Annotated in this window: 12 protein-coding genes; 2 read left to right on the top strand and 10 right to left on the bottom strand. The window is 37.2% G+C overall.

Annotated features, from left to right (window positions below; genetic code table 11):
- Positions 1 to 35: 35 nt before the first annotated feature.
- Complete coding sequence (locus tag CES88_RS02285; protein WP_290730361.1) at positions 36 to 5,441, bottom strand: Ig-like domain-containing protein; 5,406 nt, start codon at positions 5,439 to 5,441, stop codon at positions 36 to 38.
- A gap of 264 nt (positions 5,442 to 5,705) precedes the next feature.
- Here CES88_RS02285 and CES88_RS02280 point away from each other — a divergent pair, with 264 nt between their 5' ends.
- The gene (locus CES88_RS02280; RefSeq protein ID WP_290730358.1) at positions 5,706 to 6,608 is read left to right on the top strand and encodes a hypothetical protein; all 903 of its coding nucleotides are present in this window, start codon (positions 5,706 to 5,708) and stop codon (positions 6,606 to 6,608) included.
- Here the strand turns inward: CES88_RS02280 and CES88_RS02275 are convergent.
- The 9 genes from CES88_RS02275 to glpX all read right to left on the bottom strand — a co-directional run bounded on the left by CES88_RS02275 (position 6,561) and on the right by glpX (position 13,898).
- The gene (locus tag CES88_RS02275; protein WP_290730355.1) at positions 6,561 to 7,367 is read right to left on the bottom strand and encodes a fatty acid desaturase; all 807 of its coding nucleotides are present in this window, start codon (positions 7,365 to 7,367) and stop codon (positions 6,561 to 6,563) included. The genes CES88_RS02280 and CES88_RS02275 overlap by 48 nt on opposite strands.
- 2 nt (positions 7,368 to 7,369) lie before the next feature.
- Positions 7,370 to 8,257, bottom strand: coding sequence for a fatty acid desaturase (locus CES88_RS02270; protein WP_290730353.1), 888 nt, complete (start codon positions 8,255 to 8,257; stop codon positions 7,370 to 7,372).
- The gene (locus CES88_RS02265; RefSeq protein WP_290730351.1) at positions 8,250 to 9,092 is read right to left on the bottom strand and encodes an alpha/beta hydrolase; all 843 of its coding nucleotides are present in this window, start codon (positions 9,090 to 9,092) and stop codon (positions 8,250 to 8,252) included. The genes CES88_RS02270 and CES88_RS02265 overlap by 8 nt, the downstream gene beginning before the upstream one ends.
- Positions 9,080 to 10,084 (bottom strand): diiron oxygenase, encoded by a 1,005-nt coding sequence (locus CES88_RS02260; RefSeq protein WP_290730348.1) that lies wholly within the window; start codon positions 10,082 to 10,084, stop codon positions 9,080 to 9,082. The genes CES88_RS02265 and CES88_RS02260 overlap by 13 nt, the downstream gene beginning before the upstream one ends.
- A 120-nt stretch (positions 10,085 to 10,204) precedes the next feature.
- Positions 10,205 to 11,152 (bottom strand): 2-oxoglutarate and iron-dependent oxygenase domain-containing protein, encoded by a 948-nt coding sequence (locus CES88_RS02255; RefSeq protein ID WP_290730345.1) that lies wholly within the window; start codon positions 11,150 to 11,152, stop codon positions 10,205 to 10,207.
- A gap of 300 nt (positions 11,153 to 11,452) precedes the next feature.
- Complete coding sequence (locus CES88_RS02250) at positions 11,453 to 12,175, bottom strand: YggS family pyridoxal phosphate-dependent enzyme (RefSeq protein ID WP_290730342.1); 723 nt, start codon at positions 12,173 to 12,175, stop codon at positions 11,453 to 11,455.
- Positions 12,168 to 12,494 (bottom strand): hypothetical protein, encoded by a 327-nt coding sequence (locus CES88_RS02245; protein WP_290730338.1) that lies wholly within the window; start codon positions 12,492 to 12,494, stop codon positions 12,168 to 12,170. Before CES88_RS02245 ends, CES88_RS02250 begins: the two co-directional genes overlap by 8 nt.
- Before the next feature lie 11 nt (positions 12,495 to 12,505).
- Positions 12,506 to 12,931 carry an SRPBCC family protein gene (locus CES88_RS02240; RefSeq protein ID WP_290730335.1) on the bottom strand — a complete coding sequence of 142 codons (426 nt, stop codon included), beginning with the start codon at positions 12,929 to 12,931 and terminating at the stop codon, positions 12,506 to 12,508.
- Positions 12,932 to 12,944: 13 nt separating this feature from the next.
- On the bottom strand, positions 12,945 to 13,898 hold the full coding sequence (gene glpX / locus CES88_RS02235; protein ID WP_290730332.1) for a class II fructose-bisphosphatase: 954 nt from the start codon (positions 13,896 to 13,898) through the stop codon (positions 12,945 to 12,947).
- A gap of 224 nt (positions 13,899 to 14,122) precedes the next feature.
- On the opposite strand from glpX, the gene CES88_RS02230 reads away from it, so the two are divergent.
- Positions 14,123 to 15,922: a hypothetical protein gene (locus CES88_RS02230; protein ID WP_290730328.1), complete on the top strand. Its 1,800-nt coding sequence runs from the start codon at positions 14,123 to 14,125 to the stop codon at positions 15,920 to 15,922.
- Positions 15,923 to 15,946 lie beyond the last annotated feature (24 nt).

Here is a 15,946-nt window from a genome sequence, read left to right as displayed (position 1 = left end):
AAGAAATAAGTCCGTCAAAGAAGGGATTTAGTCAACTACTCAACGTAATTAGTGGCCGACACAGGGAATACACATCTAAAGCCAACATCAACACGTGTATTATACGCTGGGTCATCATTGGCAATCATTTCTAGATGATACGTTCCCGCACCATTACTAGATAGAAAACTACCACCAGTTACAACTCCAGCAAGGCCATCCGTATTAGTAGGATTATTAGTCACATCTAAGCGCTCTTGATTTACTACAATCGTATCATCATGTAGTTTTGTCGAAGTAATACCACTCGATATACCAATTTGCTCAAAGAAAAAATTAATAAACTCACCAGGATTATCTGATATATAATTCGTCACTGCAGGAAGCCCCATTGGAGTAAAGAACCTTGAAGCTCCGTTAGACTTTTGATCAAAGATCCACGTTGATAAGAATCCATCACAAGTCCCATCAACATCAGTATCAATACAAGGACCAGTAACACCATTGAAGACATACCTTGAGAAGTTAGTTGTATTTCCATCAGCTGGAGAGAAGTCATCGTCTCCGTTTCCAATATAACCAATGTCTCCAGTGAAGAGTCCTCCACAATTAAAACTATCACAGTAGAATCTATCACTAGACCACTCTGTTACATTCCCAACTGAATCTTGAACTCCATACTTAGAAGAACAAAGAGCTGTCTTTGCAGAACCTGTCATAAGAGAACGAATTGGACTTGAAAGAGTCCCCGGTAAAGTAAAGAGTGTATTTGAAATAGGAGTCACACTATCGGTATAGAATGTTTCCAGACCGTTAGCAGAACTCGTATTACACTTTGAATTAGAGTTTAATGAAAGTCCACCCTCTCTTGTGCTTGCAACAGAGTCAGATATTTGAGTTAAGTCCCAGTCAGAATAAGCAACCTGCTCTTTTCTAGAAGGTAGTCGTCCTACTATATTATTATAATTCTCATATGCGCCCCCTGTGGAATCTGAACATCTTCCCGTGGCTCCATCAATTGAGAATGTTCCCCCAACATTACAAACTCCAAGAATTGCTTTAGTCGAAGCTTCTGCACAGAAATTATTTGCTGTATCCTGGGAAGAGAAAACAACAGGAGGTAACTCAGCATTTGCATATCTATCTACAAGAGTTGCAAGTCTCGCAGGACTTAATGTATTAAATTCATTCCACGTCGCCCCATCGTGCTGAAAGCATTTTCCACTGGTTCTATTATAGTAGACTTGATTAGCAGGAGTTCCAAAAGTGATCGCCCCTCCGCCATCAGCTACAGTTGGATCAACAGTTCCAATACAGCTTCCACTAGTTGCAACATTTGTTAACCCTGTAGGACAAGCTTCAATCGCTTCATTACTCTTAGTGTATGGACAGCCTGCTTCAAATCTATCTACAATAAGATCTCTGCCAAAGTCATAAATAGTTGAACCAGAAACTGCTCCAGTATCTCCAGGACCTTCGTATGGACAAGTAAAGGTTTGAAGTCCTGAGTCATACTCGTAGGTACTTCCAGACCCCGAAGAGTCTAACAACTTACCACATTGAGTGATATTTACGATATCTCTTGGAACAAGAACTTTATTTTGTCCAGGTACTAATACTCTTAGAACAATTTTATCAAAGTCAGAAGATCTAATTTGAACATTTTGCGCAGGCGTACCTGTCGAAACAACAGGAACAACTTCATAAAAATAAACAGTATCTGGAACAGGTCCTAATTTAGAATTAGAACTATTATCAATATACTGATTTGTAAAAGCTGTAACTAGGTTCTTATTAATTGGTCTCTTGTAATCAAACTCTTCAAGAGAAAGTCTTCTGAAAATATTAAAACCACTAATTGTTCCCGTCCCTGTTAAGAGCATTGTATTCCAACGGAGCTCAACTGATCCTGTCCCTTTATACTCTTGCCAGGAGTTTGCAATTTGAGCTGGGCTTAGAGCTGCTCCAGAAGGAAGAGCTCTACCAATAGATCTATAGCAAGTCGTCTGTGCAATTTGATTAACACTATCGTACTGAAGGTCTGTAAAGAATGTGTTAAGATTCTCTGGTTCATCAGCAGGTGCTGCACTATCTAAGCAAGTTGCAGTTGAACAAGCTGAATCGTAGTAGCTAGCCGTCATGTTACAATATGAATTGAAAGGAATCCAGTTTGAATTTCCCGTTGCACTTGCGTAGTAGCACTGCCCATTAGGCTTAGCAACAGATGGTTGTTCGTAGTAGATAGCGTTTACTTCGTCGGCGGAAATATTGGCAGTAGGAACGCTTACACCAGAACAAGACTCTCCACTATCGCACTTTGTTTCACTATAATTACAAACATAATTAGCATCTTTTACATTTCCACTCTTATCGACCTTAGGACCCATTGCCACGATATTCGCCCATCCCTTATGTTGAACGGCGACATCAGTAATCTCAACAGGAATGGCGAGATCCACATCGTTCACACCATCAGTAAAAGTAATTGTTACAACAGCAGTCCCAGTAACCCCATCACTTGGAATGATTTTTACTTTAACTGGCAGTTCATCTGAACTAGCGGCACCGTCAGGAAGAGTTCCAGTCATAGGAACACCTACTCCAGGAACGGCCGGAGCGAGGGCAACAGAAGCTCCATCATAGAAGACTTGAATATTGGCGGACTTTCTAGGAATTAGTCCCATTCCACCATCAGCAATTGTGATGTCTTTAATAGAGATAGTATCTGCATCTTCAACAGTATCTGCTCCCCCCTCATCAATTCTAATATTATCTATTTCAACATAACCATTTTGATTGACGACTTTCTTTTCAATAATACTTGTGAAGTCAGTGATAATTTCCCAATCATTAGTTGAAGAAATACCTGTACTTCTATAACAAACAGCTGATCCCTTATCATAATAGAGAACACCGATACTCTTTGGTTTAATATTAGAAACTGGAGTTGTAGTTCCAAGACATCCAGCAAGACCACACTCAGGAGCGTCAACAAAGTCAGAATAAGGGCAAACAACTGGTGAGTCATCTGTTACTGTTAAATTTAAATGAACTGAACCATATGCAATAGCACCAGTAGAGTCTGTAACTTTGTATTCTAAAATATCTGTAGCATTCACAGCTCCTGCTAATGTAATTGTTCCAGCAGTAGCAAGAGTAGTTCCCAGGACCACTGTTGGAGTCGCGATTAATTGTCCTGCATAAGGATCCGCTAGAATTGCGGCTGAAATATCGGCAAGAGTTGTTACACCTAAATTTATAAAGACATTAACATTAATATCTGTAGCAGAATTACTATCAACAGAAACAAATGTTCCTAAACTATCAGCAATGACAGAGTCCTGAATAATGATATCTACACCATTCATATTCTCTCCAGCGTGAAGAGCTTCAAAAACAATACTTCCACCGCCAACAACATAAGTATTAGTTGCCTTTGTAGCAACCCCGTTCATATTTCCATCAGCAGGAGTGTAAGAACAATTTGCTCCAGGAAGAAGGACTGTTCCAGAAATACATCCCGTCAAAGTTGCTCCACCAAGAGCGCTTGTGAGTTCATAATTTAGAGCATCCCCATCAAGATCAACTCCAAGAGAAGCACCACTATCGGATAAATTAAAAATATAAGAATCAGGGGTTGCAGTACTAGACTCTGCACCTAAATCAACAGCAACACTCTTAGCAAATGGAGCATCATTAACACTATTAACGGTTACAGGAGATAATTTACTTATAGACGCCTGAGGACCTGCCGTCCCCGTAGTTGTAATAGTCCAGTTAAATAGAGCCGTTCCTACAAAGTTTTCTGCAGGAGTTAAGCCTACATCACAATAAAGTTCGCCCGCAGGACACAAACAAGGAGTACTAACTACTATATTAGCGTTTGTAGGAGTCACGCTACAGGCCGTTGCGGTATCACCTTCAGAATCAGTAACAGAAAGCCTAACCGTTTGAGTAGTGTCTTCATTAAATATTAAGGAAGCCGCTGGAACTGTTCCTGCGACAGGAGGGTCATCTTGTAAAAATACATCTAGCGTAATGATCCCGATATTCTGACTCAACGACTGTCCATCACTTACTTTGTAAGTAAAGTTGTCAAAAGCAGCTACTCCACCAGAAGTCATGTCACTACTAGCAGTAGTTCCCATAGCTTCGTTAATTCCATTAGTTGCAGAAGCTGTCACAATTGATGATGCTTCTATATCGTTGTTTACTGCGGTAATAATGTCATTAATCAAAGTGACATTATCTTCAATATAAACAGTCACCGCTCGACCTACTACTTCAACTTTAACATTACTACCAGTTTGAAGAAGAGGATGTTGAGAGAGTTTAATATCAATGTCATTACCCTGAGGGCCAATAACGTTTGAAGTGAAAATTAAATTATTATTTGCTGCCGAAGTTGGAATTGTTAATGTATTTTCTTTACCAACAGCAGTAACTACTCCTGCGTCATTGTCATTAGGAGTATAAATACAAGTTCTATCAGTGCTTAAAGATCCATCATTTGCAAGAGCACAACCAGAAATAACTCCGTTTGTAGGAGCAGTAACAAGCTGGTAACTAAAGAACGGAGAAAGATCATCTTCTACATCTCTCGCTGCTGGGATAATAAAAGAAATTGGCGCAGCAGATACTGTGGTGCTCTCATTACCAGTTACATAGAAATCTTTAGCTATAGGACTATCATTGACCGCCACTACGTTAATACCAAGTTGCTTTGTTAGAGAGGTTCCATCTACTCCATCTGAAATATTATATGATACGCCGTAAGAGCCGCTTAGGTTTTTCCCAAGAACAATTTCAGAAGAACATACGCCTCCTGCGCAATAACATCTATTCTCAATCCACTCCTTCTTCTTTGAAACTTCAATTAATTCGTTTACTGCTGATTCCCCGTAGAATTGAGAGGTTGGTAGACTTGAAAGGGACTGGCAGTAATTAGCAAGGTTAGTCACTCTTGTCACAAAGAGGTTAAGAGCTGCTACCATACTAGTAGTAATATCCGTTGATTTTACTCCATCTCGAGCAGTTTCTAATAAAGCAAGAAGAGATAAAGAGTTTGCACTCTCTACAGGAAAAGTCATAGCATTGATATGATTTGCACACTTTGCAACTTCACTCACCAATGCATCAACATCTGCATAAATCGTCGACAAAAGCGGAGATCTTAATTCGATATCAGACTCACTATCAAAAACCTGACAACTTGAAGCATCGTCATTGTTGTCATCTGTATATTTTAAAGTAAAAGTTGTAATTGGATCATCTTCAGAGAGATTAACAACATCAAGAGTCGAAGTAGGGGCCTTACCAAAATTAACGCACTTCTGGCTCAGCTTATCAAAAGCTGTTCCCGTTGCACATTTTGGATTCTTTCCCTTTTTTTCTCCAACGCATGAAGAAAGAAGGCCTAGAACAAAAAGTGGTAAAAGAATTTTGAACCAATACTTTGTCATACTCTTCCCATTACTCTAACCAACTTATCGAAACTTAAAGGTTAATCTTTAAGAAAATCTCTCCTATCTCTAATTCTGAGGCATATAAAGATAACTTTATAAAATTGTGTGGAAATTACTGCATTTCTAAGGGGATGCTCACAAATAACCGAGAAAAGAACTCCGCTTAGAGGCGTCATTTTGCCTACTTTATATGGCATTTAGAAAAAGAAGGTACGCATTACCTAATTGATCAATTACTACTTCAACCTTACAATATAATTAATGAATAAATATTTAATCGTAATTTTCTTATTTTTCTCTAGCTCATGGGCCCTGGCCAATGAGAATTTGGTTATCGTCCAATCAGTTTCAAATACAAAGAAGACATTTGTTATTAGAAAAGGAAGAGATTATGGAATTTCCAAAGGTCAAATTTCACTCTTCTCTACTGTAGATATTTCCTTTACGGCCAGAGCAACTGAAGTGACTAGATACTACTCTCTTTGGAGTCTTATCGATAAGGAAGCCACTGTTCCATTTAAAATAAATGAAATTGTCACTTACACATCTTCTCTTGAAAGAATTTGGAGTGAGGTCGCACTCTCTAAATTAAGAGAGGTCGAGAAGAAACAAGAGGACAGCTATCTAAGAAATATTGTGAGAGGTTATGTCAACTTAAGGGCATCCTGGGGTATTTCTCTCTCGCAATCAACTTCAGAAGTTCAAGCAGAATCACTCGAATCTAGAACATCAATCCACCTTGAAGCCACTTACTCTAAAAGAATTAATAGGCATCTAGAATTTGGAGGCGGTGTAAGATTTGATAGTGATACTGCTAAAGGTGTTAACCCAGAGAGATCAATTCCCTCGACTAGAAATTTTCTCATAGGAGATGTGACTTATCACTTCAATCAGATTAGAAATACGAGAAGTCATATCTACGCAGGTCTTGGAGCTGGTATTGGAAAATCATCAACAGAAGTTGGAGATAGTACAAAATCAGGCTCTGCCACACTTCTTCCCTACTTTAGACTTGGGTATGAAACTGCGCCAGATAAGGCATCTTACGCTTTTATAGCTGAGCTTCAAATTGAAAATATTGTTGCCAATGAAGAATTTACAACAGGAGACGAGCAATCAACTGGGATTGTAAATTCTAAGTTCTCTGTTGGCATTAGATTTTAATTTATCCAATCTTGAAGGGTTATAGAGACCTGGATACTTATGATGATTCTTATGATAGTAACCACCTGAAGTTAACATATTCATCACGCTAAAGAAGACTCCCCCATCATGATTTAAAATTTCGCCTTCACCTTCTTCATCATTTCCATGAGAAATATAATTTAAGTGAGCAAAACCAAAAAAGTAGCTCATAAAAGAAGGAATATAGAAAGTCACAAAGAGAGCTGGACCAAAGAGAGCAAACCAAAAAAGTATTTTTAAGGCAACGCCAACTTTATAAGAGAGAATTTGAAGTTTAATATTACTCTTAGACTCTTCCGTTTCTCCGTGATGCTTATAGTATTCTTTAATTAGAACTTGAATTGTTCTATCTTTAGAAAGTTTAATAAACTCAAAGAAAGTGAGACCGTGTGGAGGATGAGGATCAAGCTCTAGATCATCTGCATGAATATGGTGAAGCATATGGCCCACCTTAAAATTTCTCATTCCATCAAGAGTGAAGGCCCCACAAAATTCTCCAATAATTGTGTTGAGAACTCTTGGTTTAATATTACCATGACTAGCATTATGAAAAGCTGTCGCAATCACAAGACCAAAGACTAGTCCAAGAGGAATGACGAAAAGAAATTCAATTGCAAAATTATTTTCAAATAATCCCTTCTTAAATAGAATTAAGAAAATATTTAAGAGGCCAAAAACGAGAATATTGGCATTAAAGTAATTTAAGAAGTAATTTCTATCTTTTCTATACTTATTCATAATTAATCCAAATTAAGTTTCTGCGTTAGAGTTTCAAGACCATTAACAAAAGTAAACGATAGGAGAGGCCCTCTCTTTGGGGTCTTTAGATCTATTGGAGGACAATAAGTAACTAAGCTCTTACTCTCTTTAAATTCTATCTTAGCCGGGTTAAACGCCCTAGGTTTTAAGTGATGATTCTTATGAAAGTATCCGCCAAGGGAAATCCTATTTACGGCTTTATAGTAGAGATTATGATTTAAGTTAACAATTTCTGAATCTCCATTCTCATTTTCAATATGTGTAGCAAAGTTAATATGAGCAAATACAAAGATATTTGAAATATAGAGAACTAGATAGAAAAGTGTAAATACCTTTGCCCCAAAAAGTAAGAACCAAAAAGATAACTTCAAGAGAATTGAAATATTAAAGACTAATCTTGAAGTCTGTAAAATCGTCTTTGACTTCTTATTCTCTCCAAAAGTTTCATAATAGGCCCTCTCAATAATTATAAGAGTGGCCTCTATTGGAGAAACCACAAATCTTAAGAATGAATATCCTCTTGGAGGATGTGGATCGAACTTTGGGTTATCAGGAAATTTATGGTGAAACATATGTCCCAGAGAAAATCCTCTATAACCATAGAGCATTACTGTTCCTAGGAACTCTCCAACTAAGTCATTAAACCATCTCGCTCCAACATTTCGGTGAGCGCAATTATGTAATAGACCTGACGGAAGTCCACAAAGAAAGAGTCCCCCAATAACTAGTAATCCATCCACCATTTGTAAATCAAAGCTAAGATCTATTCCCTTAAGATTAAATAGTAAAGCTGATAAACTAAGAAAGACTAGACAGTGAATTATAGAATATCTTAATAGATAGTACTCATCTCTTTTAAACTTATTCATAACTAAATCCTTTCCAGTTTTGCAAGATTCTATTTACTTTCTCGCTGGCACAGTGATGAATCCAATGCCCTCCAGGAAGAACTCTCACCTGCGCGCTATCATAGAATTTATCAACTTCATCTAGTGTTGGAATTTCTAAGAAGTTATCTCTATTACCCCATAAAAATAGTGTCGGTACAGATAGCTTCACTGTTGGTGAACCAATAAGTCCTAGCGTTTTCTTAAAGAGATACTTGTAAACATAGATAGAAGAGAAGACTTTCTTATCTTTCTTATAAAGGTCATTCTCTTTTTCTACATAAGATAATTTATAAATGATATTTAAAAATTGCTTCGGAAAGAACTTAGAAACAATGAGCCTTACTAAATTAAATTGAGCGAATAGAACATATGAAGACTTCATCCACTGCTTTAAGCTAAATCTTCTATTATAGAATTGCTGAAGTCCTAACCCATTAATATGGACGATTCCCTTTATTTGATGAGGAGATATTTGAGCAATTGCTGTACAAGTAAAGCATCCTAGATCATGTCCCATGAGAAAAACTCTCTTCTCACCAGTTGGATTCACTTCCTTTAAGAGAAAGAGAACATCATGAATAAGCTCCCGAGGAGCTATTCTCTCAGTACTTGTGCTTTCGCCATTGAGCACACTGTGCATGAATGGAGCAATGATATTAAATCTATCTTTCAAGCTCTCAATTTGAGCAGAAAAACCAAAAGCGTCATCAGGAAAACCATGTACCATAAGAATAATATCTCGGTCTTCATCATAGCATTCATTAATGAAGTAAATGTCTTTCCCGTTTCTAAACTTAGAATCTATACAGTACATAGAATCTCCCCAATCCTAGAGTTAGGAAGTGGCAATTTACTAGTATTATATCTCTTTAATAATTCTCTTATATGCCCATGCTCTGAAAGATGGATCGTATGAGAAATATACGGCGTTGAATGAAAGAGCGCCGACAAGATATCTAGTTGAGACTTACCTTCTAATAAATCCATACAACTACTTAGAGTATTGAAGAATTCATGGTGATTCTTATACTTTTTAAGCTCCTTAACTTTTAAGAGCTGAGAAAAAGTCCAAGTCATATTTAGAACTTCTGCTAGAATAAAATCTACTTTCTTAAAGACGTAAGACGAAGGAGTATTCACAAATTCGTTATACACTTCTAACATCATATGAGCATAGCTCTTATGCCTTACTTCTTCTTCAAAATGACAGCGGTGTAAATTATAGTAAAGTGGATCAACGTTTTCCTTTACTTCATTTAGTAAGTGATAGAAGAGGATTGACTCTTCTTCTACCGCAGAAATTAGCCACCACATGGCCATGCCACCAACTTTAGAATTGAGTGTATAAATTTTTTCAATAGCAGTGTTATGTGCCTTTGGAAGAAATCTCTTTAAATCCACTGGATCAATATTTACTTCACTAGCAAAGAGATCAATATACTTATTAAAGGCCCTTGAATGCTTCTTTTCTTCTTCAAAGAACTGTTCACCGAGTTCTAATAGCTCTGGGTTTACTGGATGCTTTCTTAGAAAGTTTTCCCAAACAGGAACCTTTAATCTATAAGCAACATTTTCAAGCTGAGAAATCGTCGAAGCGACAATGAGTCCCATCAATTGCGAAATAACTCGAAGCTGCTCAGGTGTTGCATTTTTAAAGAGAGTATTTACATTATTTAAAGGTAGGAATGATTTACTAAGATCAATTCCCTGAGACCAGTTAATATCGGTTTCAATATCCCAGGCCTTCTTCTTTTGAATTTGTAATTGGCGAGCTAATTTCTGCTCATCGTAGATATCAAAGTTCACATTTACCTCTAAAGTTTAATTATGTAATTTTAGAGGTAAATAGAAATAATTACTTAGTAAGTGGAATTGTTACAGAGGGTGTAAAGAACTTGTACACCCTCTAACTATCTGAAGTTATTACTAATAAAGACCAATTTCTTTCAATCTCTGAACTAGGAAGTCTCCAGCTGTAATATCTTCGTACTTCGCTCCAGTTCCAACACAGCTTGATAAGCAAGAGAGATTCGCTTTTGAGTGTGGGTGAACAAAGTAAGGCATAGAGAATCTTCTAGAACCATCATTTGTTGGATTTACAACTCTGTGAGTAGTTGCAGGAAGAACATCGTTAGTAAGTCTGCTCATCATGTCCCCGGTATCAACAACAATTTCTCCAGGCTTTGAATCAACTGCTAGCCAAGTCCCATCGTGATCTAGAAGCTCAAGCCCCGACTCCGTTGCTCCAACTAGCATTGTAATTAAATTAATATCCTCGTGAGCTGCTGCTCTAATTGAATTCTTCGTATCTTCACCTTTAGTTGGTGGATAGTGAATTGCTCTTAGGATTGAATTACCGTCATTAATCATTTCATTGAAGAAATTTGCAGGAACATCAAGTCCACGTCCAATTGCTTCAAGTAAAATTGCGGAAGTAGTATCCATAGAGTTATAGAGTTGTAGAAATGTTTCTTTAAACTCAGGAATCTCTGTTGGCCAAACATTTTCAGGATAGACACCTTTATACTGAGAAGTTGCTGCAAGCTCACGCCCAACATGCCAGAATTCTTTTAAATCTGGATTGTCATTATTCTTTGCATGCTCAACTTTAAAAGGAGTATATCCACGTTGTCCGCCGTTATCGCCTGAGTACTTTTTCTTAATCTCAGAAGGAAGTGCATAGAATTCGCTTAAGTACTCATAGGCCTTATCTACTTTTGACTGATCCACAGTGTGATCTTTTAAAACAATAAATCCATAATCTTTAAGCCCAATCATAATATCATCAACGAATTTAACTTGATCAGCAGTTGTCCCATTCACATAACTTAGTAAGCTTAATTCAGGAACTTTTCTTTCTGTATTTTGTGACATCTCTTCCTCCAGGCATTGCTAGAATTTTTAAAGTAGTTTTATTTCCCTGTTGTAACTAGAAATAGCTACCCATGTCAAACCTATAAAACCAGTAAGTTAGATATTACATAGCAAGAATTATAGTAAATACGAATAGTTAGAAGAGAGACTTCCAATAATTAGATACTGTAGATAACAATGAGCTAGTCAACGACTCTTCCGATAAGTCTAATCCTTGAAACGAGCATTCGATAAACTCCGATTCCTCTACCACTTCAGGCGATGACTCCTTAGAATATTGAATCGAGTCAAAGTAATTCACTATACATCCACATGACTCTTGTAGAGAACGGAACCAACTCTAATAAAGTCACTTCCTTCTTCTAGAGCAATTTCAAAATCACCACTCATTCCCATAGAGAGCTTCAGATCATAGACTCCAAAGTCATCTTCAAGACGCTTCTTATATCTCTTAAGTTTCTTAAAACACTTTCTTGCATCTTCTTCAATATTTTCGGTCCTAATTCTTCCCATGGTCATAAGTCCTGCTAGATATATTCTAGAGCCGTGTTCATCAAGAAAGAGATTTATAGCACCGGCCAGGGTATCGTAATTTGCAAAGCCCTGTTTCTCACTCTCCCCAGAAGTATTAACCTGAAGAAAGAGTCCGAGCCTATCTCCTCTAAATTGATCTTCCTTTGAAAGGAGCGACTGCAGAATTGATAAAGAGTCGATTGAATGGATATACTTTAAGTTTGGAATTTTTAAGAGCCTATTTATTTTATTAGATTGAAGATTACCAATGAAGTGCCAATTCACGTCAGAGATCCCTCTCTTAACGAATTCTTCGGCCTTCTCTTGTAGATCCAAAACTCTATTTTCTCCAAAATCCTCATGACCTAAGTCATGAGAAATGAAAATATCATCAACTGGACTATACTTTGTAACTGCGACAACGCGCGGTTCATGACCTTCACTTTTAATCGTCTGAATTTTTGTATTGAGTTCTTTAAAGCGAGCACTAAGAAGATCTTCTCTATTCATTCTCTTGCTTAGCCTTTTTCTTAAAAGAGAACTTTGCGTTCACTTCAATATCATATCCGTCTAGGACTTCGGCAATCACTTTCTTTGGATCAACTTTATTTAAATGTTGAGAAATTTCTTCTCGAACAGAATTTGAAAAATCTTCTTTTGCTGACTTCGCGTTTTGAACAAGACCGGAGATAATATCTTTTGGCAAAGGCAAGTCACCTAAGAGGTTCTTTACCGTATCTTCAGTCATAAAAGCTGCCCCAACACCAATAGAGACAACTTTCTTTATCACATCACCTAGAGGAGAATCTTTTTCATTCTTTGAAGACATAATTACCTCTCTTAGTTAGACGCTGCTCTTTCTCTATACGACTTCATCATCGCAGGAAGTGAGCTATCTGTGAGTTTACTAATAATAGATTTTGGAACAAAACCTTTAACATCAACATCTAAAGAATATGTCACTTCAGTTTGTCCATTTCCAAGGTCAACTAATTCCCACGAACCATTATTCTTTTTAAAGAGATCACCACTTTCAAATTCCCATGAAACTGAAGTAGGACTCTGATGAGTAAGGTTTAAAATATATTTAAATTTCTTAATAAGATTTAATCCATACTCTACTCTAGCCCCGGCATCTGTTTGCTCTAGAACTTTTATACTACTCACACCGTCTACAAAATCAGGGTATGAATTATAATCTACGATTACACTGTAGAGTTTTTCAATTTCAACATCAAAAGTTTCTGTACGACTTACACTTGCCATTGATCATCCTTTATTAATAGCGCGGTTTAGTATCAAAGTGGTGCTCTGCAGAGATATTTCTAATAGTCCCTGACTTACTTCTCATTACGATTGAATGAGTTCTTGCTCCCCATGGAGTAAATTGTACACCATCTAGGAAATTTCCTGTAGTCACACCTGTTGCTACGAACATTACGTGCCCACTTGCAAGTTCTTCAATTGAGAATACTTTATTAATATCATCAACTCCCATTGCTTTCGCTCTAAGAATTTCTTCTTCATTTCTTGGTTGCAGGATACCTTGGAACTCTCCCCCCATGCATCTTAGTGCTGCAGCAGAAATAACACCTTCTGGCGCTCCACCTGTTCCAAATAAGATATCGTTTCCTGAGTTTGGATTACAACAAGCAATTGAAGCGGCGACATCACCGTCTCCGATTAACTGTATACGAGCTCCAGTTGTTCTCACTTCTTCAATTAGGTCATAATGTCTTTCTCTATCAAGTATAACTGCTGTTAAATCTTGGATACGACACTTCTTAGCTTCCGCTAATCTCTTTAAGTTCTCAGTCGCAGTCTCGTTAATATCAACGATTCCTCTTCCTTCCCTACCTACAGCAATCTTCTTCATATAAGTATCGGGAGCATTTAAAAACTTCCCTTTCTCAGCAATGGCCATAACTGAAATAGAGTTATAACCACCTGTAGCACAAACAGTTGTTCCCTCTAGTGGATCAAGAGCAATATCGAGCTCTGGTCCATTTCCAGAACCAACTTTTTCACCGATATAAAGCATAGGAGCTTCGTCTCTCTCACCCTCTCCAATAACAACAGTTGCACGACATTCTACAGAATCTAGCATTTGTCTCATAGCATCTACTGCCGCTTGATCTGCAGCTTTCTCGTCTCCACGACCCATCCATCTTGCCGATGCGATTGCTGCCATTTCCGTTACTCTTACAAATTCAAGCGCTAAATTTCTGTTCATGCCTATGAGCTCCTCTAATAATAAATTATTAGTTTAAATAATAGATATTATTAGAAGTATAAGATTTTTAACATCAACTGAAAAGATTTTGTGTGCAGATTATAAGAGCTTTCCAAGACGCCGCGCACAAGCCACCAAAAAGTAAAGTGTATAAAATAATGACACTCCTTAAATTTATTCCATAGTCTCCTAATAACGCTTCGATTATCTGCTATTTTTAGCTTATGAAAAATTTAATCACAATATTCTTAGTGCTCTCCTGCTTTAACTCAATGGGTTTTAGCTTTTCGGACTCTGGTCAGGTAAAAACGCTATCTTGCTTGGACTTCATGGACCGAGTAGAAGATAGCATGTCTTTTAATTACGACTTTAGAATGGAGCTTACAAACTTCATGGGATCTCCTCTAATAAAGAGTCATCTCAAGTGGCAACACAATGAGCAATTAAATAAAGCATGTATCACTCCATACGGTGAGAAAGAGTCTGTAGAAGTTATTATTCAAAACAAAGAAAGAAGAAAGATCTACCCATATCAAGCGAAGGTCTTACTCAAGATTAATTCTGAGAATTACCTATCAAAGAAAGATATATTTCTTCTATTAGATCCAGGTGTTCTATCTCAAGATGAAAATGAAGATAGCTACAATACTCCAAGTGTAAAAGATTGGGATAAATTATTCTTTGAACTTCCTAAGAACTACCTTAATACTCAGGAGAGCATAGAAAATAATGCGATTTACTTAACAACTAAGGAAGCAGAGGAGTTTCTGTCTAGTAAAATTAGAGTCACTTCAATGAGAACCTTAGAAGAGCGATTCAACTTAAGTGAATTGAAATTAAATTATTCAGAAGCAGCAATAGAGCAGAGAAATGAAAGAATACTTACGGTCTCTGAGAAGTTTTTTAATTGGATATTGTCAGAGTTCCCATCAGACCCTGAAAACCTAAAAGGATTATTACAGCGCCTAGGAACACTCCCACTCGATGAAATTATTGAAAAGTTAACGGAAGTTCTTGAAGCCGTTACAAGTCGCTCTCTCCAAGGGAGTACTTACAATCCTACAGATGAGCAACAGAGAAACTACTCTACTCTTCAACTCGAGATATCAACAACCTTAGCTCAAAATTCTCGCCACCCAATCAGCCACAGAAGGGCCCTTCGTTTAAATAAAGACGAACAAAGAAAAATCCAAGACGAGATTGAAGAAAAGCAATACTTACTCCAAGAGAACCAAGTCGATCTAACAAAAGGGCCTAGAGTACTAGAGGAAGATACCTTAGTCACATTAGCTTGTGGAGATAGAGGTGAAGAAGTTTATTTAAAGAAAGGTCTTGAGTTAAAATCGGGAATAAGCATAGGCCCTTTAACAAATCGCTCAGAACCAAATTGGAATGGCTTCCAAGCAGGTATTAGCGACGCAATACTCTTCAACGAGTCCATTGCCTATCTTTGCAAGAAGAGCTGGGCCGAGGCAGAACTAAGAGTTGTAGACCTAAAATCTAAAAGTTTACTCATTGATAAATATCCAAATCAAAGTCAACTTAATGACTATATTTCAAATCTCTATATGCTCACTTCAGAAACTCGGCGAACAGGTTTTGCATCTATAACAGGAGATTACTTAGTCAGCGTAAAGGCCACCCTAGACAAGAGAGTCACAATAGATATCTACGACTCTAAAGATCAAATGAAGAAAGAAAGTTTTCATATTGATGAAGCTCCAATGAAGATTAAATATCTTCATGCAGATAAGAGAAAAGTTTTAGTAACGCTTCACAATTACAGTAAAGAAAATCAACTTAAAGTAATCGACTTAGAGACAAATAAAGTTCAGACCATTCGCAATTTACAAGATAAATTTGAAGTCAATTCTTTAACTCGTTACGAAATTATTGATTCAAGAAGTGGAAAATATCTCGTCCATCAATATCAACTTGAAAATTTTAAGCGCAGCTTACTCATAGAAGATGAAGAGATAGTGGAAGTTATTGACGAAAAATTAGAGGAGATACCGAATGATTAATCACGCGGTACTCCTATTAAATGA

This window comes from Halobacteriovorax sp. JY17, from assembly GCF_002753895.1.
Classification (GTDB): Bacteria; Bdellovibrionota; Bacteriovoracia; order Bacteriovoracales; family Bacteriovoracaceae; genus Halobacteriovorax.
Note: the sequence above shows the minus strand (reverse complement) of the source record. Positions and strands in the feature narration are given on the sequence as shown.